This window comes from Paenibacillus medicaginis (assembly GCF_042138635.1).
Lineage (GTDB): Bacteria > Bacillota > Bacilli > Paenibacillales > Paenibacillaceae > Paenibacillus > Paenibacillus medicaginis.
The window spans coordinates 1-26,957 of record NZ_JBHIRY010000048.1 but is presented as its reverse complement, the minus strand read 5'-3'; the positions used below and the strand labels follow the sequence as shown (position 1 = coordinate 26,957).

Sequence of the window (26,957 nt, the reverse complement as noted above, 5' to 3'; positions counted from 1 at the left end):
GTCCTGAGCCAGGATCAAACTCTCCAATAAAGATCATCCGAAGGATGATCGTCCCTGCATCCCATTCGGTCCATCTCACACAGAGCGGATGAATGGGATGCGGCCTATTGCAAGAGCGATTAAGCTCATTTGAATCTGACGAGATTTAATATCTCATTGATTTGCATCATCCATTTGTTCAGTTTTCAAAGAACTTGTCCATCCAGCCATCAACGCTGGGCAGGAACTATAATATATCAAACATTCTTTTCTCTTGTCAACATCTTTTTTTGATATTTCTTTAAGCTTTGGAGATTCATTGAAATATCAGTCAGAAGCGACATTGATTAATTTACCACCTTTTCATACACATAGCAAGCATTATTTTAATTTTGCGATTTGCAGCCTTATCCGATTCCGCGTTATTTAGAAAAGCAGCCTGTCCAGCAGGACAGACTACTCTAATATCATGGCTACTATTCAAGATCAAGCAGCTTTAAGAACTCTTCTTCACTCTCTATCGTGTCTATGCCCAACTGCTTTGCTTTGGCCAGTTTGCTGCCAGCCTTTTCTCCTGCGATGACAAGGTCCGTTTTCTTGGAAACAGAGCCTGTCACATTAGCACCTAGCGCCTGCAGCCGCTCCGTCGCCTCATCACGGGTTAACTGATGTAGTGTCCCTGTAAGAACAACCGTTTTTCCGCTAAAGAAGCTGTCCGTCTTCATAGCTGTCGGTTCAGCAGGGGCTTGGGCCTGCACCCCCAAGGAGAGCATCTTATCAATAGAAGCTCGTGTGAACGGATCGGCAAAAAACGCTACGATACTCTCCGCCACAATCCCCCCTACATCCGGGAGCTCAATCAGTTCTTCGGCGGTGGCATTCATAATTTTGTGCAAATCACGGAAGTGATCCGCAAGCATACGAGTGGTCGCTTTGCCGGTATTCGGGATGCCCAGCGCATAGAGGAAAGAGGCCAAATCCCGCTCCTTGCTCTTATTTATCGCATCAAGCAGATTGTTCGCCTTTTTCTCTCCAAAACGCTCCAGCTTCACCAATTGGTCGAATTCCAGGCTATACAGATCCGCCGGCTCCCGTACATCCAGCTCATCATGCAGTTGAATAGCGGTTTTGTCGCTGAACGTTTCAATGTCCATCGCATCCCTAGATGCGAAATGGGAAATCCTCGCCACGATTTGCGGTTTACAGCCTAATTTGTTATCACAGAACAGATGAGCCCCGCGCTGCTCCAGCGGAAATCCGCAAGCCGGACAATGATCCGGGAAAACAATCTCTTCGCCATCCTTTTCCTCAGTCACCTTACCCAGAATTTCAGGAATGACATCATTCGAGCGGCGAATAAACACACGGCTGCCCAAGGCAAATTTAAGATTCTTCCGCTCGATATCCCCGGCGTTATTCAATGTACAGTTCTGGACCGTAACACCAGCAAGCTCAACCGGCTCCACTTTGGCAAGCGGCGTGATTTTTCCCGTTCGCCCAACGTTCCAAACCACCGCGTTTAATACGGTTGTCGTTTCTTCCGCTTCAAATTTATAAGCTACAGACCAACGTGGAAACTTATCCGTATAACCAAGCACTTCCCGCGTGCGCATATCCGTAATTTTGACGACTGCCCCATCAATAAGATAATCCAGCTTGGAACGGTTAGCCTCAATCTCTGCCAATTGCTCCATTACATCATCAAACTCTTCAAAATACGTTACATACGGATTGACCTTGAAATGATTTTCACGGAGAAAACCCATCATCTCCTGATGATTGGCAAATCGGATACCATCGGCATAACCGACGTTATAGAAAAAAGCACTTAACTTCCGCTCGGCAGTCACTTTCGGATTCAGGTTGCGCAGGGCCCCCGCGGCTGCGTTGCGGGCATTTTTCAGCGGTTCGACAGCCGTTTCATTATACTTGGCGAGCACCGACAGGTTCATGATGCCCTCGCCCTGCACCTCAATCGTTCCACTGGTGAAAGGAATTTGCAGCGGAACCGATTTAATCGTCTTGATCTGGGGAAGAATCCCTTCTCCCACAACCCCATTGCCTCTTGTGGCCGCCTGAACCAGCTTGCCGTCCGTATAGGTGAGATTGAGCGTCAAACCGTCAAACTTCAGCTCTAGTGCATAGCCGAGCGGCGGGAGAGGATTATCCGGATTCTTCGTATTATAATCATTCACCAGCTTGACTGCTCTGGTGTTCCATGAACGCAGCTGCTCGGGATTTTGCGCTTTATCCAGACTCCACAGGGGCGCCAGATGGCGATGTGGTGTAAAGCCCTTCAATATCTCTCCACCGACGCGTTGTGTCGGGGAATCCGGCAGCACAATGCCGCTTTCCTGCTCAAGTGCGACAAGCTGGTCGTACAGAGCATCATATTCTTTATCACTGACCACAGACTCATCCAGGGTGTAATAATGGTAGTTATACCGGTTCAGCTCCGCTACGAGCTCTTCCATCTTGTGCATCGAATCCATGCAGGGCGATCCCTCCGTAATAAAATCTATCAACGTAAATCAAGCACCGTAAACCGCGTTAGGCGGAAGTTATGCCTGTGATTATTCCACCTTGGTAATTGGAGCAAAACCAGCGAGCAACCGTTTAACTCCTACTGGAGCCGGAAAGGCAATCTGCAGCTCCATATCATTACCTGTTCCTTTTACAGCTACAATGGTGCCCGTACCCCACTTGCCGTGCTGCACTTTGTCACCAGCTGCGAACGAACCACCAGCCCCCTCCGGCTTCGGTGCAGCCCCCGATGTAGATACCGTGACTCGCGATGTTGAAGAGGTAGCAGAGGCTGTAGAGCCACTGCGGCTCATCGCATCCAATGAACGCCCACTGCCGAAATTACCACCGCCACTGGAGCCAAACCCACGCCCTCCGTAGGAGCCGCCGACATTGCCGCCACGCCGATACCGGTCGCGGGCCACCATAGTGTCCTCCTTCAACTCCTCCGGAATCTCATCAAGAAAGCGTGATGGCGGATTGGCTGTAGTGCGGCCAAATAAGGTGCGCATCTGAGCACAGGACAGAAAAAGCTGCTGCTCTGCACGGGTAATCCCTACATAGGCAAGACGCCGCTCCTCCTCCAACTCTTCATTATCGAGGAAAGCCCGGCTGTGCGGAAATACCCCTTCCTCCATCCCTACAATGAATACGATCGGAAACTCCAGACCTTTCGCACTGTGCATCGTCATCAGTGTAACCGCATCCTGCTGTTCCTCATCCGCATCATTCATGCTGTCGATATCCGCGATCAGAGCAAGATCCGTCAGGAAGGAGACCAGCGATTTATCCTCATTATTTTTCTCAAATTCCATCGTTACCGACAGAAACTCATCAATATTCTCCAGCCGGGAACGGGATTCGAGCGTATTTTCATTTTGCAGCTCAAGCCGATATTGCGACATTTCCAGCACTTTTTCCGTCAATTCGGTAACAGACAGGTATTCCACCATCCGGTTCAACGCCTCAATCATATCGTAAAATTCAACCAGCGCATTCCGGGTACGACCTGCAAATCCCAGATCATCCACAACCCGCAGCACACGGAATATGGAGGTTCCCCGCTCAGCCGCAGCCGCAGCCAGCTTGGCCACCGTCGTATCGCCTATGCTTCTTTTAGGGACATTAATGATTCGAGTTAAACTGATATCATCATCAGGATTTGACAGCAACCGCAGATAGGCTAAAATATCCTTGATCTCTTTGCGGTCGTAGAACTTGATGCCGCCCACGATCTGGTACGGGATATCCGACTTGATCAATATTTCCTCGACTACCCGTGACTGGGCGTTGGTCCGGTATAATATCGCATGATGGCTGTAGGACTTGCCTGCCTTGACATTCTTCAAAATCTCGGAAGCAACGAAATAACCTTCGTCATGCTCGGAATCCCCACGGAATACCTTGATTTTGGCGCCGCCTTCCTTATCGGTCCACAGTTTCTTCGGTTTTCGTCCGCTGTTCTGCGCAATGACCTCATTGGCCGCATTCAGGATATTGGAGGTCGAGCGGTAATTCTGCTCAAGCAAAATGGTACGCGCTTCCGGATAGTCTTCCTCAAAATTCATAATATTGCTGATATCAGCCCCGCGCCAGCGGTAAATCGACTGGTCGCTGTCACCCACCACACAGATGCGATGATGCTTGTCCGCCAGCATGCGTGTCAGCATGTACTGGGCACGGTTCGTGTCCTGATACTCATCAACGTGAATATATTGAAACTTTTTCTGATAAAAATCGAGCACTTCCGGCACTTCCTTGAAAAGCTGAATCGTCACCATGATCAAATCATCGAAATCAAGGGAGTTATTGCTCTTCAGACGCTTCTGGTACATGGTATATACTTTCGCCACTACGCCTTCAAAATAGTCCCCGATCTTGCGTTCATACATTTCCGGTGTTACCAGTTCGTTCTTCGCGGTGCTGATCATGGACTGCACGGCCTTGGGTTCGAATTTCTTCGTATCGATGTTCAAATCCTTCATGCAGTTGCGGATAACCGACAGCTGGTCGGTTGAATCCAGGATACTGAAATTAGAGGTAAACCCGATCCGGTCAATATCCCGCCGCAAAATCCGCACACACATAGAGTGGAAGGTGGATACCCAAATGTCGCGGCCTTCCGTCCCCACTAGCTTGGACACCCGCTCCTGCATCTCCCGGGCCGCCTTATTGGTAAATGTAATGGCAAGAATTCCCCATGGTGGTGTTTTGCGGGTAGCGATTAGATAAGCAATCCGGTGTGTCAGCACACGGGTTTTGCCGCTGCCTGCTCCTGCCATAATGAGCAAGGGACCTTCCGTCGCCTCCACCGCCTGCCGCTGCTGCGGGTTTAAGCGGGCGACCGCATCATGTATATTTATCGGCTGCATAAATTGCATGCTCCTCCCCGTAATTTTTATTTGTAATGAACTGCTTCGACAGTCTCGAGAGCTTTTGTCAAATGATCATAAATAATGTTGCCTACGACAATCGTATCACTGACGGAAGCTGCCTGCGCTGCCGTCCGCGCATCGCGGATGCCGCCTCCGTAAAAGACTCGCGCCTCTCCGGAAGCACGCCTCACCCGCTCGACAAGCTGCAGATCTCCAAAGGTACCACTATATTCTACATAAATAATCGGCAGTTTCATCAGCTTGCTGCCCACATGGGCACAAGCCTCCGCCGCTGCGGGACTTAATCCTGTCTCTGCCTGGGTCAGCTTCGCAACCGTTGAATCCGGATTAAGCACGATATATCCCTCCGGGACAAGCGTCTCCCACGGAATCAAGTAGCTGTAACGCTCAATGGCCTGCCGATGGCGCCCCGTTGTCCATGCACTGTCTGCTGTATTAAGCACCATCGGGATCATATACAGGTCAAAGCCCGGAACCACCGCTTCAAGATCGGACACCTCCAGCACACACGGCAGTTCATAACGCCGGACCCGGGACATCAAATCCACCGTATTTTCATACGTAACACCGGACGATCCCCCGATCATAATCGCGTCCGTACCTGACATGCACACCGCTTCAAGCGCGTCGTCTGCCAATTGCCGCTCAGGGTCCAATTTGAAAACATGCCTCCAGGGCTTTACCGCATCCATCAAAGTTCATTCCTCCAGCAATTATCACATTTTGTCCACCCGCCAGACACGGCAAAAAGGGCCTGCCGCCGCGTTTGCGTATTCCTTACGTTCGCGGGCAGGCGCCCTTTATTTCAGCCTTTCATCTCAGGCAGCAAAAAGCATCTATGCTAAGTCTATGCCAGCACGCAATAGGTGTCAATGTTCGTATGGGAGGGGAACAGATTTCCAGCTGCGTTTCCGGTTACAAAACTGGAAGTAAGGGTTACAAACCTTTTTCTGGAAAGTAGATTCGAGGTCTTTTATGATAGTTCTAAGCACAATTTCCGGCTATCGACAGCAATGCTCACTCAATCAATAAGGCAATCGGCGCTTTCTTATCAAATTAACTATTAACGAAAGGAAATATTAAACATGTTAAACATGTTAAACATTAAACAGCTATCCTGCACATTACTCCTCACCCTTGTTTCTGTCGGTACAACAGCAGCCGCCGCAGATACGCCCTCTCTCAAATTAGTTGAAGATGGTACAGAAGTCATCACTGAACTGCCGCCGCAAATTGTGGATGGCCATGTCATGATTCCAATTAGAACGGCAGCCAAACTGTGGGGAAAAAACATTAAATATGATGAAAAGGCAGGAGTGGTAGAAGTTTCGGACCGCATGAAGGTGATATGGGAGGATAAAAGCAAAGGCATCAAGCTCAGCGGCTCTCCCGGTGAAGACGGGATGTACAAGCGAATGGGCATATCTACACCGAACTTTACCCGTAATTATTTACCTATTGAAAGTGTTACTACAAACCGGGATCTGCAGGTAACCACGACCGATTTAACAGGGGATGGCGAGGAAGAGATCATCGTGATTACGAATATCGGATATGGAACGGGATTAAGTCTTTCGGATCTGGTTGTCCTGGATGCACATGGAGGGAGTATTCTTCATGAAGATCCCCTTATTGCTATGATGAAGCAGTTTACCGGGCGTATCACAGAGCAGGGGGTTAAGGTTAACCTGAACGGAAAAGTGACTAAAATCTCGAAAGCCCAAATCGCAGCCGAACCGTCCCATCTTTTTGGCCCCGGAATAGGAAGCATTCTCTACTACTCTGTTGAAAATAACACACTGCACGCACGGGCAGCCGTTCAAATTTCCCCTGCTGAGTTTATCGGAGATCTTCGGGTGAGCTATGTCTATAAAAACGGGATTTTACAGGCAGGCCAAGCTTCGTTTGAACCTTATCCGGAATATCAGAGCAATTAAGCTCGCCTCCTATCTGTCCAGGCCAAGTCTGTAATGCAGCTGCTGCCTGAAATTTGTGCATAAATGTGAAGACATATAAACAGCCTGTTAATAAATTGTGGGTAAACGTGGATATTCTGTGGACTAGAAAAGGTTTATCTGTGGGTAAATATGAATAACTTGTTGATAATCTGTGGATTTATGTGGATAAAGTATCTGCCAACCTTATTTTTGTGAATAACTTTTTATAGAGAGTAAGGTTTCTCGCTCTCTGTTATGTGCACAACTTGTGGCAAGACAGACTGGCTGAATGATTAAGAGTCGAGGACAGCTTCATTCTTGCGCATTATACAAAAAGGGCCCCCAGGTTCATAGACCTTATTGGGGACCCTTTTTTCAGTAGGCGTTTTTGAAGCCATTGCGGATCGTACGGAAAATGATTTTAATATCAAATAAGAGTGACCAGTTCTCAATATAGAAAATATCATGCTTGATGCGTTCCTCAATGGAAGTATCACCGCGCAGCCCATTGCTTTGAGCCCAACCGGTGATGCCCGGACGCACATGGTGCTTAACCATATATTTCGGAATTTCCTCCCGGAACTGATCCACAAAATATGGACGCTCCGGCCGCGGACCCACGACGCTCATGTGCCCGAGCAGCACATTGAAAAACTGCGGCAGCTCGTCGAGACTGGTGCGGCGGATAAAGGTGCCAAACTTTGTCCGCCGTGGGTCATCTTTGGTGGACCAGCCCCTATCCTCCGTTCCCGGAGGAAGTTCCTTCATCGAGCGGAATTTATACATATAAAATGTGCGACGGTTCAGCCCCACACGCTCCTGCTTGAAAATAACCGGCCCTGGTGAAGTCAGCCTCACCCCGACCGTCACGGCCAGCATCACCGGAGAGGTCAGAATAATCGCAGCCAATGAAAAAAAGATATCAAACGTGCGCTTGAACAGCCTGTTGGCCGCCACATCCAGCGGAATATCCCGGACATTGATCATCGGCATGCCGGCAAAATTATCAAAGTAAGGACGGGCTGGCAGGTAATCAAAAAAGTCCGGGATGATCATCGTGCGAACGCCGGCTTTCTCGCACAGGTTGATGATCCTTGGATATTTATCATGCGCATCCAGTGGCAAGGCCAGAATGACCTCATCAATCATCAGACGGTTCAGCGTCTCCTCCAGCTCATTTAGCGTTCCCAGGATCGGGCGGTAATGCGCCGCTTCCTGCTCATCCCACTCCCGGTAATCATCCAGGAAGCCGACAGCTTCATAACCCAGCTCCGGATAATTTTTCAAGTTGTCATAAAACTGCCGGCCCAGCGATCCCGCACCGAGAATCAGTATGAACTGTTTATTGTAGCCCTTCTGGCGGAATGCTTTCAGAATTCTTTTCACATAATAACGGTACAGCAGGATAAAAAATACGTTGCCTACCATATACATGGCAAGATAGGATCTTGAAATATCGACTTGTTTAACAAAAAACATGACACTCAAAAGAACGAACAGGCCGACGAAGTGTGTCTGTACAATCTTGATCACATCGTCGACAAACCTTTTCTTGCGGGTCGTCGTATACAACCCCACCATAATGCCGATACTGATGGCGATCATTCCATAAATCAGACTCCATCCCCAGTACACTTCCAGGGGAAGCGGCTCTACATGGGAAATCCACTCGCTCTCAAACTTGAGAAACCAGGCTAGCAGAAAAGACAGTTGGATAACCGCCATATCAGCCAATATATAGAGTTGGGTTAAATACCGCTGATTTCTGCGAATCATGCTTTCACCTCAGTACGGGATTCTTCACTGCGTCCATCCGTTCTGGACGGAGGCGTCAATTTATTTTGAACAAGGGCCATAAGGAATTTCAGCGTGATGCCCATATAAACCGCCGTATTCGTAATCATACTGTATTTCTTGAAGTAATGCTTGCGATGAAATACCCACATCGCTCTATGAAACTCATAAATAATTTTCAAAGGCCGACGGCGTGCGCTGCCTCCTTTGACATGAACAATATATGTGCGCGGGTAGTAGTAAATACCCCAGCCTGCTTCCTTGATACGGTAGCACCAGTCGATATCTTCGCCATACATAAAGAAGGTCTCATCCAGCCCCCCTACCTGATCGATGGCTTCGCGCCGGACCAGCATAAAAGCGCCGACCAGCACATCTACAGGATATTCTTCATCCGGATCCAGATGACCAAGCTGATACTGGTTGTATTTCGGATCATACGGAAAACGTCTGGAGAAACCAAAGGCATAATAAAAGGATGCCGAAGGCGTAGGAAATCCACGTTTGCACGCTTTATCGAGCGAGCCATCGGGTAATATTACTTTACAGCCGGCGGCTCCCAGTTCAGGGCGGCGATCCATCAGTTCGATCATGGTCTCAAGCGTATCCGGCTGTACAATGGTATCTGAATTCAGCAGCAGTATATAACGGCCCTGCGCCGCTTTAATCCCCTGATTATTTGCTTTGGCAAAGCCCGTATTTTCCTGGTTGGCGATGACCGTTACCTGCGGATACCGCTCCCGTATCGCTTCGACGGAGCCGTCAGCGGAATGATTGTCGATAACAATCACTTCGTAGCGGTACTGCGTACGGGAAGCAAACACGGACTGCAAGCAATCCAGGGTCAGACGCTGTGTGTTGTAGTTGACGATCAGAATGCTTACATCCATGATGGGTGCTCTCCTGACAAAAATAGAAATCTAACGTCATTATAGCACATATCTTGGCCTTAGAGCGCTAAAAAAGGCTTGTACAGGTACAATCGCCTGTTGAGGATTGAAAACCTTCGTGGTAAGATGTTTATGGAAAAAAGGACCGGTGGCAGCCGGTCCAGCGCACAACCGCCGAGTGCAAGAGCGGGCGGCTTCAAAATCAATAAGGACCGAAAATAGACCATTCCTGCTACAAGGCGGTCTATTTTCGTCTATCCGAAAACAACAGTGTGACGACAAACGCGCCGAACGTCAGCATCAGGCTGAGCGCTTCATACACTGTCACTGGCTCCACCCCCTGTCAGGGAAGATAGCCGACCGCCCTTGCAAGCTTAGATTTGGTTGTGCTAACTCCATTGTACTATATTTTTCCAAAAAAGAACATGTATTCGTTGCGTTCTGCCCAGAAATTTACCAATCTTTCTTTTACGAACTTAGACGAGTGTAATCCGAGAAAGTTGCAGCTAAAGTGTTACTTTCGTGTACATACCTCCAAATTCATTTAAGAACATCTTCCCTATGTGTGGTATAATATTCCCATTCGTTAACCAAAAAAATGAACGTGTCTAAATCAGGGGGATCCGATGAGCACAAAAATTACAAAGGAAAAAGATTTTCACAACCAGGTGTTTGACGGTGATAATACCGCCAGAGAAATAGCAAACGAAAAGTTTTACTCCATTACAGAGTCGCTTATCAACTTTTATAGGGACAAGCTGCTCGCCTCTCACAAAGACAAGCAGGTTTTGGAATATGGGTGTGGACTCAGTGCTTATTCATACTTTTTAGCCCGGGAAGGCGCAGCCTTTGTCAGAGGTATTGATATATCGGATGTTGCCGTTGAGAAAGCAAACGTTAAGGCAGAACAAGAAGGTTTAGCCCATAAAATGGAGTTCCTTGTTATGGATGCTGAGAAACTGGAGTTCTCCGATAATACTTTTGATCTGATCTGCGGTAATGGTATCCTTCATCACTTGGATCTACATAAATCTTACAGAGAATTGGCTAGAACAATTAAGCCTGATGGCAAGGCCATTTTCACTGAGCCGCTGGGACATAATCCGCTCATTAATTGGTATCGCAATCGGACACCCAATATCCGTACAGAGGACGAGCATCCACTTATGATGGATGATATTCATTTGGCCAGCCAATATTTTGGCAAGGTAGAGACACGTTATTTCTTTTTAGCTACTTTGGCGTTAAGCCCTTTTAGAAAAGCCAGATTCTTCAGGAACATGGTTTCTGCGTGCGATGCTATAGATAGAGTTCTTTTTAGAGCTCTTCCTTTCTTGAGAAAGCACGCCTGGATGGTTGTAATGACAATGTCAGAGCCAAAGAAAAAATAATACAATCATAGTTTAAAGTCTCACTTCAGAACAATTGCTTGTTCTAGTGAGACTTTTATAATTTAAAGATACGAAATCTTAAAGCTTTCCCGCTATAAAAACAATTCGATAAATTAAATCATCCAGAAAAGACTGTCTATAAAATGGGGTATTTATCACGTAACGTACCCGCCTCAAAGCTCCTCCGTTATGTTTATTCAGAAACTCGGACAAATCTTTGTAATAAGCAGGATCTAATTTTTTACCGAAAGTACTTAAGAACTCATGAGCCTGCTTGCTCAGGATAAAGTGATTATTGCCATTCACAAATCTGTTCAACCGCTTACGCCATTTACTTAACCAACCATCTGACGCCCCTCCCAAAACATTGCTTTGATGCTGCCGATACAGTATAGAAGGCTCCGGATCAAAAACGACCTCCCCAAATGAAGAAACACACAGATAAATCCACCAATCGTGCATGATGACATTGTTGATGTTGCGGGGCATGTTCCTTTTCACAAGCTCCAAGGTTTCTTTGTTTACTACAACAGTGCATCCAACACATACATTTTCAATAGAAGCATTATAGACAGACAAAGGTTTGCGGGGGGGCTCAGGCCAAACCTTTATGGGATTCAGATGCTCGTCCACCATTTGGGTAGTGGATGAATACATTAAAGGCTGGTCGTTTTTGCACTCCTGTAGCCTTTTGATTGCCTTGGCCAGTTTATCAGGCTTCCACACATCATCTTGATCACAAAAAGCGTAATAACTGATTTCAGGCCTGGATTTCTCGATAAGCTCGAAAAAACTTCGGATTACCCCTTGATTTTTCCCCTTTAGTATTTCAATCTGATTAGGATATAGTTTCTTGAATGCCTCCAACTTATGTACCGTTGAATCTGATGATCCGTCATCTCTCGCCAAAATTTGCACATGAACATCCTGTTGAGAAATCAAGCTTTGAAGCTGTTCCTCAATGTAGTTTTCACCGTTATATGTAGATAATAGAACTTGTATTTTTACCGGATCCAGTGGAATCCCCTCCACAAAGTATGATTGCGTCTAAAGTGTTATTACCAATCTATCCAGTCCAAAGGTTGATGGAATGAGTTGTCCTCATTTTGGTGGAAATCCTGTCCAACTCCCATGATTATGCTATTTCACAACGCTACTTTGACAGGCCGAAATGTCCAATTTCTTCTGTTTTCCAGCTAAAAAGGCCCCTGTCGGACAGGATTGGCCATTTCACCCTATCTGATGGACATTGACGGCCGACTTGCCGTGGTATATTTAGGAAATACTTGAAAGCCCCCCCTTCCGTCCCCCTGAGGGGAACACGCAGGGGATTTCTCCCCTGCACCCCGTCGCTCGCCGCGTGGCAAGCCCAGCAAGGGTTTGCTGGGCGATGGGATAGCTTCGCAGGTTGGAAACCACCCGTCAAGGCTAAATGAACGCTTCGCGGCCTTGACGGGTTCACGGTCCCGGTCAACAATTCCAGCTATTCCTGGACAACCTATTCCGTCATATTTTGGACATTATGTGGTAGCAGAAACACTAAAGTCTGGTCATTTGATCTCATTCATTATATCAGCTTTATGTAGCACATACCTAAAATGAAAAATCCCCATAAATATGGAGGATTTCACTCTTATTCTTATACTGTTTCTTGAGCTGACGCAAGCTCCCTCAAAAAATCCTGCAAAGCTTCTCTCCAAGGCCTGAAATCCGTCAAGTCATTCACCCTTATGGATAAATGATCCATCACCGAGTTGGCCGGGCGCGGTGCAGGTCTCGGAAACTTATCAGTGGAACAAGGCAGAAGCACTGCCTTGAGCTTATCTTCAGTATTATAAGGATTTTTCCCTGCATTCAATAAAGAAGATGTATTCGTTGATAAAGTGAGCATGCAACCATCATCATTTGTCCAATCCAGCTGACCGTTTCTTTACAAAAACAATATACTTACTTGCCACATAATTAACTGCAATTACCACAATATTGACCACAATTTTAGCATATAAATCATTTACACCGATTAACTCAACCAATCCAACCATCAAAACGATATCCAGTACAAGAGAGGCGACTCTAATTATAAAAAACAGAACAAATTCCTTTAATAAGGAACGCCGAGATTTACCTTTAAACACGTATAATTTGTTAGTAACAAAAGCAAATATAATGGAAATAAACCAGGCGAATGTAATTGACAATGTATAATCTACATTAAGGACTTTAGTGAAGACAGCATATGTGACCAAATTAATGATTGTAGTCAAAACACCAAAGATAATGTAGTTAATCATTTCTTTTCCCAATTTCATATTCGTTGCCTTTGGGCATAGCCTTTTTCTGAATGCTGTGCTGCGCTTATAAACTCCCTATTGTCATTGTACTCTTTAACAAAATATAAAGGTCTTCTTTTTGTTTCATTGAAAATTCTGCCTAAATACTCTCCAATAATCCCTAATGAGAGCAACTGAATCCCCCCCAGAAACAAAACTACTGTCATTAAGGAAGGATAACCTGTCTGAGATTCACCAAAAACCAGTGTTTTCGTTATGATAAACAACATGTAAAAAAACGAACATATAGAAATAATTATACCTAGCATGGATGATATCCTTAAAGGCACTGTTGTAAAGGATGTTATACCCTCAATCGCTAAATCCAAGAGCTTAGCATAATTCCATTTGGTATGACCAGCTGCACGAGAATCTCTATTAAAAAGAATCTCCTTCTTATTGTACCCAATCCAGCTAAACATCCCTTTTGTATATCTTTGAGTTTCTCTCAATTGCTTCAGTGCCTCAATGCAACGCCTGTCAAGCAAGCGGAAATCGCCTGTGTTTTCCTGTATGGGTATTCTACTTATTTTTTGAAGCAACTTGTAGAAAGTTGACGCAGTCCATTTTTTGAACCATGTCTCACCCGCTCTTGATTCCCTTTTGGCATAAACATCGTCGTAGCCTTGCTCCCAATATTCAATCATCTCAATGATTAATTCGGGAGGATCCTGGAGGTCTGCATCAATAATAACAACAGCATCACCTCTGGAAAAATCCAATCCGGCAATCATAGCAATCTCTTTACCAAAGTTACGGGACAGATCAACTAGTGAGATTCTTTTATCTTTTATCCTCAAGTTTTTGATAATCTCAGCAGTACAATCCCTACTGCCATCATTTACAAATAATATTTCAAATGAATAACCTTTTATTGTCTCTATAACTTTATTGAGACGAGTATATAGCTGTTGTATTACCTCTTCCTCATTATAGGCAGGGATAAGAATAGTTATTGTTTTAAACATAGCTACTCCTTTTTATTATTATATTTCACTAATCAATTTTAACATTAGTAAGTTCAGTCGTGTCTGTATTATTCGAGTATTTACCTTTATCCACCTGGACCTTAACATTCTTATACTTAGCAATATCCACATTAAAACTATGGGGGTGATTAATGGTTATATATTTTTTATCAATAAGCGTCCCGTCCCCTAAAACAGAGACATATACCTCTGCAACTCCCTCAACAGGAGCTATATTCTGATCTGTAGTGCCCATGGCTGCGGTAAAAGATAATTTTTTAAAAGCTTTTTCGGCATTAATTTCAATATATGAAATGCTTTCATTATCATCTGCTTCCCCTGGATGAAGGATTATTTTTTCTGGTGTTAATCCGACTTCAAAACCTGAAAGCCCGGAATAAGCATCTGTAATGTTCACTCGATAATCTGCAAAGGTATAGTATTCTTTTTTATCCGGATACCTCTTGTAATACTCTCCCTGCAAATCATTTAAAGCCTTTAAGGAAGAAGCAGTAAATGGTCCCCTTCGTTCGAAAATTTTGACATTGTGGCCACTGTTCAAATTAACCTCTTTAATAAGATGGTAATTGCCGAAACGTCCCTCAGTAAAGTATTCCGCCGTTTTTTCTACCGCCAGTTGTTTTGAAACTATAGGACTAACCACAACAACATAACCTGAACTTAATAGTCTATTTGGAAAGCCTAAAGCATCGTTATAAGCTGAACGAATCAGATTATTTAATGCATTTGTTTTCTCGGGTAAATATAAATTATTAAATACATCGTCATAACAGCATTCACCTGAAATAACATACACTGTTTTATCGGAACTTGACAGACTATTGAGATAATTGGTGATTTCTTTAATTTGATCAATATCTTTATTTACTCTTGGTTCATTATGCTTCGAAAGAACAGTCATAGGGCCGACGGCAGTCTGAATATCCTTAAAATATCCATTATAGATAAAGAGACTGCTCAGGGCAAAACAAAAAATAAGCACTAAAGTAAGTACTGATTTAGAATTCACCTTGGTTTTTTTTTCCAAGATACATTTCAACCAACTCATATAATTAAAGTTTAAAAAAACGAGTATCATTAAGCCGGTCGATAGCAACATGATATGTTGCGGAGACAGTCCCTGTTCGGAAGTGATTAATAAGTAGGCTATCAAACTCTGAAGAATTGAAAAAATAGCAAAATACCGGCTTTGTTTAAATATAATACCGATTACACACCCGGCTAATACAAGTAACACAGTAATCAAGCCCAAAACATTTGAAGTTTCGATAATTTTTTCAAGAACTGGGGAATTATTATATTCGTATACCCCTTTTCCTATGTCACGTGTACTTAAAATGATAAATGGTTTGAAAAAAATAAACAAAACTGTTAAGCACCCTAGACCAATAATAGCAAGTTTTACAGCGCCTAGGAAAAAATCTTTCCATTTAAAATTCTTGTCCCAAATTACTCTAAGGAAATTTGTAATAAAAATTGCTGCAAAAAATGATACTACAAAATAAGCGTACCATCTGCGTAAAAAAGCTAAAGAAATAAGCAAAATTATAGCTAATATTATATCCCAGACATTAAAATTGTTTACTCTTTTTTTATAGACGAGAAGATATAACATCATGATGGGTATAAGACCTACAACATCAAGATAACCAATTAAACTGGGGTGAACTACACCGCTAAAGGAATAGACAATGAAAGATGCGGCCAATATAGGGAGACCTATATGAGTCTTGTTTTCTTTAAGCTCTCTAATCAAGTTACTTGAGAGAACTACAAAGAAAAAGAAAGCTGGCAGTAAAAATGCAAAAAATACACTGAGTATGTACCCCTTGTATCCAAAGCCAAATACTCCAATCCAAGGCGATAGGAACAAAAGTACTAGATCATTATAATCATTATGAAGAATAGATAAATATACATTGTACATGACATGAATAAAATTTTGATCAAGGCTTTCATAGAAAACCTTACTTTTTTGCCAATAGAATGCATTGTCAGAGAAATATATTGTATGTTCAATTGAGTAAATGTAATTTATAATTAACACTCCAAAAAGAGACAAAGCAACAAACGATAAACTATATAGAATTACTTCGTTCCTGTGAATATAGTTCAGTTTGAATATGACAAGCAGAAACATTGCAAAAATAATACCATCAAAATACGCCAAAAAAAGCAAATTTTTAAAAACATTATCTTGTATAAAGAAAGGAACTACCAATAAAATAAGAAAGAAAATAAAACCACCGTAAATCACTTTATTTCCTTGAAGTAAGAAACGCATTAATTTTAACATCCTTTCATTAAATTAAGTACAAAGCACCTATCCCTCTACTCATTGTTCACTTTATAAGTCATAATGTATCATGCTCTTCAACATGTTCCAACAAAAAGCATTAATATTTTACCAGATATACAAACAAGTTTATTATACCATATTATCGCCAAAAGCCCCCGATAAAGAAGGAAAACGTAATATAAAAATTGCGGATCACTTTAAATGCAAATAACTCTCTATTAGATATTAAACATTTCCCTTCCCCATAACTCTAAGAAAAACAATTAGTGATATGTACGCTTTTTTTCTTAAAGATTACTTATAAATCACATAAATAAATCTATAATATAAGTTAATAAAAGACATTCATTTTAAAATTGAACGGCCCAGCCCCATCTAGCCTAAGGCTAAGACCGCTCAACTGATATTCATTCTTTATTCTGTCAATTTACGAGGGCAGTTTAAATCAGGAAGTGTCCTAAAAATATTAATGACAGCCCCTAAACCAACTTCAATGATATTAGGGGCGGCTCTTTGGCCCAAAACCTTATATTGTTTTTCGAGTCGTGGCAAGTTCCTTGAGAAACTCCTGCAAGGCTTCTCTCCAAGGCTTGAAATCTGCCAAATCATTCACCCTTATGGATAGGTGATCCATCACAGAGTTGGCTGGTCGGGGTGCAGGCCTTGGAAACTCATCAGTGGAACAAGGCAGCACTTCTGCAATAAAGCTTAACTTCAGAATCTGAGCAGCTTCCTCAAAAATAGCTTTAGTAAACTCGTACCAGTTACAAGCCCCGCTGCCTGATGCGTGGTAAACTCCATATTTTTCAGTCCCCATCAACTCCAACAAAAATTGGGCCAAATCAACTGTGTAAGTAGGCGAACCTTTTTGATCATCAACCACTTTTAAAACTGGCTTTTCTTGTCCAAGCTTAAGCATCGTCTTCACAAAATTATGGCCATGAAGCCCGTATACCCACGAAGTCCGGACAATAAAGTAACGGGAAGACAGCGTCTGCACCAGCACCTCTCCCGCCAGTTTAGATTTACCGTAAACCGACTGCGGGTTGGTATTATCATATTCCTGATAAGGTTTAGGGGAGCTACCGTCAAAAACATAATCCGTCGAAATATAGATCAGCTTGGCACCGACCTTCTCTGCTGCCAGCGCCATATTACGGCTTCCTGCTGCATTTACACGGTATGCGTTGTCCACGTCAGTCTCCGCAGCGTCAACAGCAGTGTAAGCCGCGCAGTGAATAACAACATCAGGATTGTAGCTTTGAGTAATCTGGATGGATTGCTTCAAATTCGAAATGTCCAATGTTTCTCGATCGCAGGCTAGAACATCATGACCATTTTCGGTCAAAACTCGGACAACATCTCTACCGAGTTGACCTCCTGCACCGGTCACAAGTACCTTCATCTTACGCTTCCCCCATGCGAGAACCGTATTGCTTAGCATAGTATTCCTGGTATGCACCGGATTGAATTCGCGTCCACCATTCCTTGTTATCCAAATACCAACGAATGGTTTCTTTGATGCCTGTTTCAAACGAATACTTAGGCTTCCAGCCAAGCTGAGTCATCGTTTTGGTCGGATCAATGCCGTAACGACGGTCGTGGCCTGGACGATCCTCTACATAGGCAATGAGGGATTCCGGCTTGCCCAGCTCTGCCAGAATGGTTTTTACGATATGCACATTAGTGCGCTCATTGTTGCCACCAATATTGTATACTTCTCCGATTTTGCCTTGATGGATAACCAGATCAATTGCGCTGCAATGGTCCTCCACATACAGCCAGTCACGAATATTCATGCCATCCCCATATACTGGTAGTTTCTGATCGCTTAAAGCACGAGAAATCATCAGCGGAATGAGCTTTTCAGGGAACTGGTATGGACCATAGTTATTGGAGCAGCGAGTAATATTCACCGGCAGTCCAAACGTCTCATGATAAGCGCGAACCATCAGATCCCCGCCCGCCTTGGAGGCCGAGTAAGGGCTGTTAGGCTGAAGGGGAGTTTCCTCCGTGAACAGGCCTGTTTCACCCAGTGTGCCGTACACCTCGTCCGTTGAAACCTGAACGAATTTGGTCACACCGTATTTCTTGGCGGCATCAAGCAGAAGCTGTGTGCCGAGCACGTTCGTCTTCACAAAGACTTCCGGCTCCAAAATACTACGGTCCACATGGGATTCCGCCGCAAAGTTCACAACAACGTCAATTCCCTGCTGCATCAATTGATCAATCGCCTGAGCATCGGTAATGTCCACTTTTACAAAAGTATGATTGGTGTTTCCTTCAATCGATTTCAAATTTTCCAGGTTGCCCGCATACGTGAGTGCATCCACATTGACAATTTGATAACCCGGATGCTGCTGCAGCATATACATGACAAAATTGCTGCCGATAAAGCCGGCACCGCCTGTGACAAGAAGTTTCATAAAAGCCTCCTTAAAACGCTTTAATCATATATTCATTCGATAATTTATGAGTGGGCCAAATCACATACTTGCTTATGCCCAACTAGAAGTTCATTTCTGCATCTGCCAGCACAGGGTGCTTCTTGTCTTTTTCCGAAAGAATGGGATTGGAAGTTGGCCAGTCGATTGCAAGAGCAGGGTCATTCCACAAAATGCCTCGGTCATTCTCAGGTGAATAATACTCATCAACTTTATAAGCTACCTGCGTGTTTGGAACTAACGTACAAAATCCATGGGCAAACCCTTGAGGTACAAGAAGTTGCCTATTATTGTATTCACTTAAAATGACACCCACCCATTGTCCAAACGTAGCGGTTTCCTTTCGAATATCAACTATAACATCATAGATAGCACCAGAAATAACCCTAATCAGCTTCGTCTGTGCTTTGGGGTTCAATTGATAGTGAAGCCCGCGAATAACCCCCGGTTCCGCTGACAAGGACTGATTGTCCTGAATAAACTTGTGAGTAACGCCATTGGCATACATCAGTTGTTCGTTGTAGCTTTCCACAAAAAAGCCACGGTGATCTCCATGGACCACCGGCTCAATAATTTTTGCACCTTCCAGTTGAAAAGGGGTAACCTTCATAACTACGAGGCCTCCTTGTAATTACAACTTCAGCTTTCCAAATTCCTCTCCAAACATGATATCCTTTGCCAACTCGTTAGCTCTAGCTAGAGAAGCATGTGTACCTGCGTCTGTCCACCATCCTTCAAGAACATCAAATGTAAGTGTCCCATTAGCAATATATGCATTATTCACATCTGTGATCTCCAATTCACCCCGGTCAGACGGTTTAAGTATCTTAACAATGTCAAACACGTTATGATCAAACATATAAATGCCTGTAACAGCAAAATCACTCTTTGGTTCCTTCGGTTTTTCTTCAATGGAAACAATATGGTCTCCTTGCAACTCTGCCACTCCAAAGCGGTGAGGGTCATGAACTTTTTGCAGCAACAGCTTTGCTCCTACGGCCTGCTTACGGAAATTGTCAACAAAAGGAGAAATGTCGTCCTCAAATACATTGTCGCCAAGAATAACTACCATTTGATCACCACCAACAAATTGTTCGGCCAAGTCGAGAGCTTGTGCAATACCACCAGCTTCGTCTTGAACTTTGTACGTAAAGGTTACCCCCATTTCAAGGCCACTACCCAGAAGATTCACGACATCGCCCATATGCTCTTTGCCAGTAACAATCAGAATATCATGAATATCAGCTTGTTTTAGTTTATATACTGCATGAAAAATCATTGGATATTTACCAACGGGAAGCAAATGCTTATTAGTTACCTTCGTTAATGGATAAAGTCTTGATCCTGTACCACCTGCCAAAATAATACCTTTCATGTTAACCTCCTAGTAATTACGTTATTCATGTCAGTAAAATAATTATTCCACAAAATATATAAGCTTCTTAGAACATTAAGGGATCTTAACGAAATAACCTACCTGTTTTGAGGTGAAATGGTGTAATTCCATTCTCCATGAAAGGAATCTTTTTCAAGTTTCACTTCGGATAATTGGGCATCGGTTACTTTGATTCCTTTCGGGTAGATCGACGTATCAAGTGAGGCTTGTACCTTCAGTCCGGTCGTAGTCGTTGTGGAAGCAATCAAATTGACAATGACTTCGTGACTCGAGAGCGGCTTCCCGCGCCAATTTTGTGTAATGCAAGAGAACAAGCGGTGCTCAATCTTATTCCACTTGCTGGTCCCAGGAGGGAAGTGGCTCACGGAAATCGACAGGCCCGTTTCGTTGGCAAGGTTCTGTAATTCGGTTTTCCATAGTCGAACCCGAGAGCCATTACTTCCACCGCCATCGGCTGTAATCATGAGTTTCGTCGCGTTTGGATACGTCTGTTGCCCCATCGTATTCCACCAACGCCGAATACTTTCGACGGCAAATGCGGCTGTATCATGATCGGTTCCGACACTTACCCATCCTGCATTTGCCGTCAGATCGTAGACGCCGTAGGGATTCACTTTCCCGAGCTCCGGGATTTGAAAGTCATGAACACGTACGTTTTCTGGGCTGCCTTTGGGTTGCCACTCGACGCCGCCATTCTTAAAGTCGCCGACCAACTCTTTCTTTTTGGTATCGACCGAAATGACCGGCTGTCCCTCGGACTAAAAGCGTTGTACGTGATCGTGGATATGTTGGAATTGCGCATCCCGATCTTCATGGCGGCTTCCTTCATCCGTTTTACGATTGGCTTGCAGACTGTACCCAAGCTCATGAAGCAACTTCATGACCATTTGGGCACTGGTCGCATGTCCCATTTCTTGCAAAGCTGCCGCGAGCTTCAGGGTACTTTTGGACGTCCAGCGCAGAGGGGAATCCGGTTCTCCTCGCGTGACGGGATCAATCAAGGCTTGGAGATCTTGGAGCAACGTAGGATCGGTATCGACTGTCCGCTTACGACCTCCACCAGGCTTATGAATCCGGTCTTTATCGATCTGTTCGGGATGTTCCAGTTCCCGGATGCCTTGTTGAATGACTTTGTGCGAAACGCCCAGTTCTCGTTCTATGAATGCTATGCCGCCGCGTCCATATGCGAGTGCTTCGGTTGCGACGAATAATCTCCTCTGGAGCTCATTCAGGAATGGGTATAACTGTTCGTAGCGTTGCTTTACCGTACTTTGGCATGGGAATCCCTCCTTCGGGTCGGAGGAGGGTTCCTACCAATCCCTTGTTGCTCTTAGTCTAACAGATTCTGAGAGCGTTTTGGGATTTCCAGTTCCTTCACCATTGTTCTAGGGTCATTATTTCGTTGAGTCCCCTAAGTTCTCAATCCACTCTGCAATCAAAAAACTTTTTTTCTCATCTGGTAAATTGTTGATAAGATACCTTCCTCAAGGCTGGTAGAGGGATTAAAGCCTGTCAGCCTATTTAATTTACTAATATCAATAATATTTTTCATTATAGTTTTTTGGGCCGTAGTTTTGTAAACAATATTTATTTTTTTCTCCGTTCTTTTCTCAACCAAAGAAATGACTTCACTTATAGTTGTAGCATTACCACTCCCAATGTTAATAACCTCTCGGTCAAGAAGCATTACTGTACTATAAGTCGCCTCTAAGAAGTCATCTATGAAAATAAAATCCCGAACGGCTTGAGTATTCCCCCAAAATATAAACTCTTCATCGTTTAATGCTTTGTTGATTAGAACAGGAATTATACCTTGTTTTTTGTAAGGATTTTGAACCCCCCCATACGGGTTAGAAACACGCAAAATTAAGTAAGGAAAATTATTACTCTCAACATGTTTAATTTTAATTAAATTTTCGAAAAACACTTTTTGTAGTCCGTATATATTACTAGGCTCCAAGCAGTCATCCTCCCTGGATTTTGCTCCAGTGTTTTTATATACGGTACCAGCCGAAGACAAGAAAACGAACTTTTTTATGTTTTTCCCACAGCAAGTATCTAACAGTTTTATGAATGAAGCATAGTACTGCTGCACATCCACGAGTACATCCTCGAATAAATTTGTAGCATTGGTGGATCCTGCAGCGTATAATACTACGTCCCCTTCTTCAATTTCTTCCTGAACCTGTCCAACATTATTAATATCAATATCTATAAACTGAATGTTAGGATTAAGTATACTGGTATACACAGAATTTCTACCTAGAACTTTAACTTGCCAATGTTTAATGCTAAAGTAATTTGCCAAATGGGAACCCAGGTATCCACAACCAATAATTACAATTTGTTCCATTTAGTCCCCCAGTATCTTGTAGATATAATTTTTGATTTGTTCCGCCTCTTTTTCCCATGAGGAATTTTGAAGAAAATCATTTGCATTTTCCAACATTGCTTGCGTGTTGATTTTTTTATTAATAACTTGATCAAGTACTTCTGCAATTTCTGTAATATCATTTTCAACATAAATGAACAACTCTTTATGAGGGTCAATCCAATCATTATTTCTGCCTTGATTTATAACAACAGGGCAACCTGAAGCCATCAGTTCTAGAGGCAGCAAAGATAAATTGGTAAATGAGAGGATGAGAGAGACATCACACTGGCTATATAAATTCGATAATTCTTCAATCCTTACAACACCAGCATTAAAATGTCTGAACGGAATTTCATATTCTGATACATCCCATCCAGCCATAACAATTTCCACATGAGGATTCTTTTTGCAAAATTCATTTAGCGCCATTATCCCGAGTTCAAAACCTCTTCTATCAGTAGGCGGCCTTGAGTAAAAGAACACACGCTGAATATCCTTATCCCTTTTCCCATGTGGTATATATAAATCTTTTTCGTATGAAAAACTAAAACTTTCGCATTTCATACCATATTCAGCAGAAAGCTTTTCCTTTAGCCAATCACCTGCAGTAATTCCATAGAAACCGAATTTATACGTTTGTTCTGCAAATGAATAAGCACTACCTTGAGGGTAGAAATACGGTTCAAAATCTTGTACGAAATATACTTTTTTTACGCAATCTTCAAACGCCCTTACATAATAAGCAGTTTGCCAGGAAGTAGCTATCGCAATATCGTATTCATTTTTTATATCCATCTTATCTTCAATAATGTACACATTTGATTCCAAAGGAAAGAAATTCTTATTTATTATCTCCTTTACACTTGATGGATTTCCCCACTGCGATGCCCCGCAAATAAAAATATCTGACTTTACAGAAATTTTTTCCAACAAATGAATAATTCTAAAAATGTTCAGGTGTCCTCCTGAACCTATACCAAAATCAGGTATAAACCATGACAGCTTCAATTCATTCTTAGGTTGGTAAGCTAGCTTAGCCTCACGGCTCTCCAGCAACAAATAATGATAAAAATTAAAAACATTCTTCTTTGATGTGGCGATTTCATTCTTTTTCTTAATCTTTGAAAGTACAGTTTTGCTGCCTTGCAATACACCCTGTGACTGTATTATCTTTACTGCCTTCTTGGCATTATACAGAAGTACATTATACATTATCAGCCCTCATTATTACTTATTTATCAATTTGTACTCTCTCGAGAACAATCGATTTAGTGATTTGTACTTATTTCCCAAAACCCCTAGGTACGCTCCAGAATATCTAATCGTGTTCTTAACGAAAGAGTAGCCCATCCAGTACAACTTCCGTTTTCGACTAAGGTCCGCATGTGATCTCAGAAATTTTATATCACTAACAAAATGTTTGAGTATATAGGCTGGTAACAAAAAAATACTTTTGACTGAGACATATTCGTAAATTCTGTATAAACCCTTATATTCATCATAATAGCGTTTAAACTGCTGATTAAACGTGTAATTATGAGAGTGATAAACTACAGAATTAGGAGCATAGGCTTTTTTATAACCTTTTTCAATAATTTGTCGAGCCCAAAGCTGGTCTTCGGCAAAATCAACCTCAGGATAGGGAATACTCTCCCAGACACTTTTTCGCATAGCTGATGAATTATCTGAATAATAACATAATAAATGTCTGTAGCCTTCTTCTCTATTATATCTTTCTTTGTCATCTAGATAGTAAATAGTAACCTCAGATCCAAAATTGTTAAAATGAGTAATGATATTATGTTTTTCAAAGATATCACAGTCGTCATAAGGTACATGACGGCCAAACACGCCAACAATATTTTCATCAATATCAAAGCACAAAATCAAATTTTTCAACCAATATCGGTCATAAGGAAGAGCATCTTGGGTAATAAAAACGAGATATTCTCCATTTGCCAAAGAAGCTCCCAAATTTCTTGTTTTACCATGCCCAAATTCTTTTGGGCTGATTTGCTTTAGAATGATATTGTGGTGCCGCTGCTGCAGGTCCAAAATAAAATTGATTGTATTATCAGAAGAGCCTGAATCCACGATAACCACTTCGAAAGGAGCATCTAAGTCCTGATAAAGTACTTGCAGTAATACCCTTTGGAATATCTCCCCTCCGTTTTTGGTAGGTATTATAACAGAGGCGGATATTTTGGAATCATTCATAGTTTATGAGTTCCCTTTTTATTTATTTTCTTTCTCAAATAATAGATAAAGCTGTTCATTGCATTATTATACTCTATTTCAATCTGTGAAAGTTTTTCTTGTTCAATTAACAAATTTTGTTTTTCATTTTCCAAATGACTAATACTTTCCTGGGCTGATTTCAATGTATTACTCAGCTCATTATTCAGGGTCTCGTTATGATTCACTCTTTCCCACAAAGCGCTTACCTGTTCTTTGAGTTGCATCAGCATTTGGTCTGCATCATTAACTCGATGCCACAAGGCTTCATTTTGTAATAACGTATCTTTATAATTTTTTTCGGCTTCGTTTACACGTTTCCACAAGGCCTCATTATTCGTAAGGGTCTCTTGGAGATTTTTTTCTGCTATATTCACTCGATCCCATAATGCTGAAATTTCCAGATTTTTTTGGGAGATAATATTTTGCTCCATCTTGAAGAGATCATCAATCTCCTGAGAATAAGTGGCCAAGGCTTCATTCTTAGAATTATCTAGGAAAGCATCCTTCATGAAATTAAATACTTTATCTGTAAATAATGAAAGTGGTTCCGTATTATTTAAACTCCTGCTAAAATAATCGATGATAGTTTCAACTTTTCGTGATAAGTCCTCTGGTTTTTTAAGACAATAGTCTGCTTTGTTGATTAATTCGAAGAAACCAGTAAGTTTAGTTGAATATTCACCAGAAAAAGTAACATGAGGGATACTATAACTATAAGATATTATATTCCCATGAAGACTTGATCCAATGAACCCTTTAGCATTTGCCAATAGTGCAACCTTATCCATCAACGTAAGTGAGGGAATATCTTCTTTATTAAAGAAAAAGCAATTGTTAAGAAGAGGTTTTAGCTCATGACAAAGTTCATTATCCCCTAAACATTCTCCAATGGAAATAAGCACGATGGGCAAATCGAAAATCTGAGAAATGCGATTTAGCGAGTTGGAAATTTCGTAAATTTCTTGATTATTTATTACACTATTGTTTGCTTGAAATACAATATATTGACCAGCTTGTATTGTAAACCCATTTGCATTTACTAAATCATTAAAGGATGATTCGAGTGAGCTTTTGGGGAAACACCTAGAAATACTCAATACTAAATCTGGAATAATTTCATTTGTTATTCCCTCGTTTGTCAAAAAAACGCTTGCTCTTTGATCTCTTACCGAAACGCGTTTAAAGCGTTTAAATGAGTTCTTTACATATTCGGAGAACCCCCCCTCCAATTGAAAAGGCACTCCTAGTCCGATTGTATAAAAGTTGTCTATTGCCTTACTAGTAGGGGAAACAATATGACTAAAGCTAAGTCTATCAGATTTATATAATTTATTGACAGACCAGTCATCCGATCTTAATAAATGCGGGAAAAAAAAAAAAAAGGGAGAAAAGGGGAAGGAAGAGGGGAAAGAAGAGGGGGGAGAGGAAAAGAGGAAGGAAAGGGGGAGGAAAAAGGGAGGGAAAGGGAAGAAAGAAAGGAAGAAAGGAGGAGGGGAAGAAAGAAAGGGGAAAAAGAAAGGAGAGAGAAGGAAAAGAGGGGGGGGGAAGGGAAGGAAGGAGGAGGAAAGGGGAGAGGGGAAAAGAAGAAAGAGGAGGGGAGGGGAAAGGAAAAGGAAGAAAAAGAGGGAAGAGAGGGAGGAGGGGAGGAGGGGAAGGGGGGGAAAGAGGGGGGGGAGAAGGGAGAAAGGGGAGAAGGCGAAAGAGGGGAAAGAGGGAGGAAAAAGAGAAAAGGGAGAAGAAGGAAGGAGGAAGGGAAGGGGGGAGAAGAGGGAGGAAAAAAAAAGGAGGGGGGAAAAAGGAGAGGGAGGAAGAAGGAGGAAAGGAAGGAGAGAAAGGAAAAGGAAGAGGGGAAGAAGGAAGGGGAAGAAGGGAAAGAGAAGGGGGAGAAAGGAAGAGAAAGGGAGGAGGGGGAAAGAAAAAAAGAAGGGGAAAGAAGGAACAAATTCAGCCGTACTTTACTGGTTTTCCAGCTCTTCC

Annotated in this window: 21 protein-coding genes and 2 pseudogenes; 3 read left to right on the top strand and 20 right to left on the bottom strand. The window is 42.7% G+C overall.

Annotated elements, in window-relative coordinates; genetic code table 11:
• Positions 1–455: 455 nt before the first annotated feature.
• The 3 genes from ligA to pcrB form a co-directional block, all read right to left on the bottom strand.
• Positions 456–2,471, bottom strand: a complete 2,016-nt coding sequence (gene ligA, locus ACE5LO_RS26350) for an NAD-dependent DNA ligase LigA (protein WP_375522884.1) — start codon at positions 2,469–2,471, stop codon at positions 456–458.
• Between the two features lie 81 nt (positions 2,472–2,552).
• Positions 2,553–4,874 (bottom strand): DNA helicase PcrA, encoded by a 2,322-nt coding sequence (gene pcrA / locus ACE5LO_RS26345; protein ID WP_375522883.1) that lies wholly within the window; start codon positions 4,872–4,874, stop codon positions 2,553–2,555.
• Positions 4,875–4,900: 26 nt separating this feature from the next.
• Complete coding sequence (gene pcrB / locus ACE5LO_RS26340) at positions 4,901–5,590, bottom strand: heptaprenylglyceryl phosphate synthase (protein ID WP_375522886.1); 690 nt, start codon at positions 5,588–5,590, stop codon at positions 4,901–4,903.
• 393 nt (positions 5,591–5,983) lie between these two features.
• On the opposite strand from pcrB, the gene ACE5LO_RS26335 reads away from it, so the two are divergent.
• Positions 5,984–6,835: a stalk domain-containing protein gene (locus ACE5LO_RS26335; RefSeq protein WP_375522882.1), complete on the top strand. Its 852-nt coding sequence runs from the start codon at positions 5,984–5,986 to the stop codon at positions 6,833–6,835.
• A 375-nt stretch (positions 6,836–7,210) separates the two neighbouring features.
• Here the strand turns inward: ACE5LO_RS26335 and ACE5LO_RS26330 are convergent, their stop codons facing one another.
• The 3 genes from ACE5LO_RS26330 to ACE5LO_RS26320 form a co-directional block, all read right to left on the bottom strand.
• On the bottom strand, positions 7,211–8,611 hold the full coding sequence (locus tag ACE5LO_RS26330; protein WP_375522881.1) for an undecaprenyl-phosphate glucose phosphotransferase: 1,401 nt from the start codon (positions 8,609–8,611) through the stop codon (positions 7,211–7,213).
• A complete protein-coding gene (locus tag ACE5LO_RS26325; protein ID WP_375522880.1) occupies positions 8,608–9,519 on the bottom strand; it encodes a glycosyltransferase family 2 protein in 912 nt (303 codons plus the stop codon). Before ACE5LO_RS26325 ends, ACE5LO_RS26330 begins: the two co-directional genes overlap by 4 nt.
• A 244-nt stretch (positions 9,520–9,763) precedes the next feature.
• On the bottom strand, positions 9,764–9,841 hold the full coding sequence (locus ACE5LO_RS26320; protein ID WP_370872414.1) for a putative holin-like toxin: 78 nt from the start codon (positions 9,839–9,841) through the stop codon (positions 9,764–9,766).
• 304 nt (positions 9,842–10,145) lie between these two features.
• Between ACE5LO_RS26320 and ACE5LO_RS26315 the strand changes: the two genes are divergently transcribed.
• Entirely contained in the window at positions 10,146–10,910 is a 765-nt protein-coding gene (locus ACE5LO_RS26315) for a class I SAM-dependent methyltransferase (protein ID WP_375522879.1), read from the top strand.
• 78 nt (positions 10,911–10,988) lie between these two features.
• On the opposite strand, the gene ACE5LO_RS26310 is transcribed toward ACE5LO_RS26315, so the two are convergent.
• The 14 genes and pseudogenes from ACE5LO_RS26310 to ACE5LO_RS26245 all read right to left on the bottom strand — a co-directional run bounded on the left by ACE5LO_RS26310 (position 10,989) and on the right by ACE5LO_RS26245 (position 26,233).
• Entirely contained in the window at positions 10,989–11,942 is a 954-nt protein-coding gene (locus ACE5LO_RS26310) for a glycosyltransferase family 2 protein (protein WP_375522878.1), read from the bottom strand.
• 607 nt (positions 11,943–12,549) lie between these two features.
• Positions 12,550–12,732, bottom strand: a pseudogene (locus ACE5LO_RS26305) (sugar nucleotide-binding protein); the annotation flags it as partial.
• A gap of 79 nt (positions 12,733–12,811) precedes the next feature.
• A complete protein-coding gene (locus ACE5LO_RS26300; protein WP_375522877.1) occupies positions 12,812–13,219 on the bottom strand; it encodes a GtrA family protein in 408 nt (135 codons plus the stop codon).
• Positions 13,216–14,208, bottom strand: a complete 993-nt coding sequence (locus tag ACE5LO_RS26295) for a glycosyltransferase family 2 protein (RefSeq protein WP_375522876.1) — start codon at positions 14,206–14,208, stop codon at positions 13,216–13,218. Before ACE5LO_RS26295 ends, ACE5LO_RS26300 begins: the two co-directional genes overlap by 4 nt.
• Positions 14,209–14,236: 28 nt before the next feature.
• Complete coding sequence (locus ACE5LO_RS26290; protein ID WP_375522875.1) at positions 14,237–16,513, bottom strand: NPCBM/NEW2 domain-containing protein; 2,277 nt, start codon at positions 16,511–16,513, stop codon at positions 14,237–14,239.
• Between the two features lie 541 nt (positions 16,514–17,054).
• A complete protein-coding gene (gene rfbD / locus ACE5LO_RS26285) occupies positions 17,055–17,933 on the bottom strand; it encodes a dTDP-4-dehydrorhamnose reductase (RefSeq protein WP_375522874.1) in 879 nt (292 codons plus the stop codon).
• A 1-nt stretch (position 17,934) separates the two neighbouring features.
• Positions 17,935–18,954, bottom strand: a complete 1,020-nt coding sequence (gene rfbB / locus ACE5LO_RS26280) for a dTDP-glucose 4,6-dehydratase (protein ID WP_375522873.1) — start codon at positions 18,952–18,954, stop codon at positions 17,935–17,937.
• A gap of 82 nt (positions 18,955–19,036) precedes the next feature.
• A complete protein-coding gene (gene rfbC, locus ACE5LO_RS26275) occupies positions 19,037–19,582 on the bottom strand; it encodes a dTDP-4-dehydrorhamnose 3,5-epimerase (RefSeq protein ID WP_375522872.1) in 546 nt (181 codons plus the stop codon).
• A gap of 21 nt (positions 19,583–19,603) precedes the next feature.
• Positions 19,604–20,347 (bottom strand): sugar phosphate nucleotidyltransferase, encoded by a 744-nt coding sequence (locus ACE5LO_RS26270; RefSeq protein ID WP_375522871.1) that lies wholly within the window; start codon positions 20,345–20,347, stop codon positions 19,604–19,606.
• Between the two features lie 98 nt (positions 20,348–20,445).
• Positions 20,446–21,600: pseudogene (locus tag ACE5LO_RS26265) on the bottom strand (ISAzo13 family transposase).
• Between the two features lie 203 nt (positions 21,601–21,803).
• On the bottom strand, positions 21,804–22,721 hold the full coding sequence (locus ACE5LO_RS26260) for an NAD-dependent epimerase/dehydratase family protein (protein ID WP_375522870.1): 918 nt from the start codon (positions 22,719–22,721) through the stop codon (positions 21,804–21,806).
• On the bottom strand, positions 22,722–23,954 hold the full coding sequence (locus ACE5LO_RS26255) for a glycosyltransferase family 4 protein (RefSeq protein ID WP_375522869.1): 1,233 nt from the start codon (positions 23,952–23,954) through the stop codon (positions 22,722–22,724).
• A gap of 15 nt (positions 23,955–23,969) precedes the next feature.
• Positions 23,970–24,959 (bottom strand): glycosyltransferase family 2 protein, encoded by a 990-nt coding sequence (locus ACE5LO_RS26250; RefSeq protein WP_375522868.1) that lies wholly within the window; start codon positions 24,957–24,959, stop codon positions 23,970–23,972.
• On the bottom strand, positions 24,956–26,233 hold the full coding sequence (locus ACE5LO_RS26245; protein WP_375522885.1) for a polysaccharide pyruvyl transferase family protein: 1,278 nt from the start codon (positions 26,231–26,233) through the stop codon (positions 24,956–24,958). The genes ACE5LO_RS26250 and ACE5LO_RS26245 overlap by 4 nt, the downstream gene beginning before the upstream one ends.
• Positions 26,234–26,312: 79 nt before the next feature.
• Here ACE5LO_RS26245 and ACE5LO_RS26240 point away from each other — a divergent pair.
• On the top strand, positions 26,313–26,957 hold a 645-nt coding region (locus ACE5LO_RS26240; protein ID WP_375522867.1), incomplete at its 3' end, for a hypothetical protein.

Bases quoted from the DNA above. Each gene is read 5' to 3' on its own strand.
- ligA (WP_375522884.1), bottom strand. From the start codon at position 2,471: ATGGATTCGATGCACAAGATGGAAGAGCTCGTAGCGGAGCTGAACCGG.
- pcrA (WP_375522883.1), bottom strand. From the start codon at position 4,874: ATGCAGCCGATAAATATACATGATGCGGTCGCCCGCTTAAACCCGCAG.
- pcrB (WP_375522886.1), bottom strand. From the start codon at position 5,590: ATGGATGCGGTAAAGCCCTGGAGGCATGTTTTCAAATTGGACCCTGAG.
- ACE5LO_RS26335 (WP_375522882.1), top strand. From the start codon at position 5,984: ATGTTAAACATGTTAAACATTAAACAGCTATCCTGCACATTACTCCTC.
- ACE5LO_RS26330 (WP_375522881.1), bottom strand. From the start codon at position 8,611: ATGATTCGCAGAAATCAGCGGTATTTAACCCAACTCTATATATTGGCT.
- ACE5LO_RS26325 (WP_375522880.1), bottom strand. From the start codon at position 9,519: ATGGATGTAAGCATTCTGATCGTCAACTACAACACACAGCGTCTGACC.
- ACE5LO_RS26315 (WP_375522879.1), top strand. From the start codon at position 10,146: ATGAGCACAAAAATTACAAAGGAAAAAGATTTTCACAACCAGGTGTTT.
- ACE5LO_RS26300 (WP_375522877.1), bottom strand. From the start codon at position 13,219: ATGAAATTGGGAAAAGAAATGATTAACTACATTATCTTTGGTGTTTTG.
- ACE5LO_RS26295 (WP_375522876.1), bottom strand. From the start codon at position 14,208: ATGTTTAAAACAATAACTATTCTTATCCCTGCCTATAATGAGGAAGAG.
- ACE5LO_RS26290 (WP_375522875.1), bottom strand. From the start codon at position 16,513: ATGCGTTTCTTACTTCAAGGAAATAAAGTGATTTACGGTGGTTTTATT.
- rfbD (WP_375522874.1), bottom strand. From the start codon at position 17,933: ATGAAGGTACTTGTGACCGGTGCAGGAGGTCAACTCGGTAGAGATGTT.
- rfbB (WP_375522873.1), bottom strand. From the start codon at position 18,954: ATGAAACTTCTTGTCACAGGCGGTGCCGGCTTTATCGGCAGCAATTTT.
- rfbC (WP_375522872.1), bottom strand. From the start codon at position 19,582: ATGAAGGTTACCCCTTTTCAACTGGAAGGTGCAAAAATTATTGAGCCG.
- ACE5LO_RS26270 (WP_375522871.1), bottom strand. From the start codon at position 20,347: ATGAAAGGTATTATTTTGGCAGGTGGTACAGGATCAAGACTTTATCCA.
- ACE5LO_RS26260 (WP_375522870.1), bottom strand. From the start codon at position 22,721: ATGGAACAAATTGTAATTATTGGTTGTGGATACCTGGGTTCCCATTTG.
- ACE5LO_RS26255 (WP_375522869.1), bottom strand. From the start codon at position 23,954: ATGTATAATGTACTTCTGTATAATGCCAAGAAGGCAGTAAAGATAATA.
- ACE5LO_RS26250 (WP_375522868.1), bottom strand. From the start codon at position 24,959: ATGAATGATTCCAAAATATCCGCCTCTGTTATAATACCTACCAAAAAC.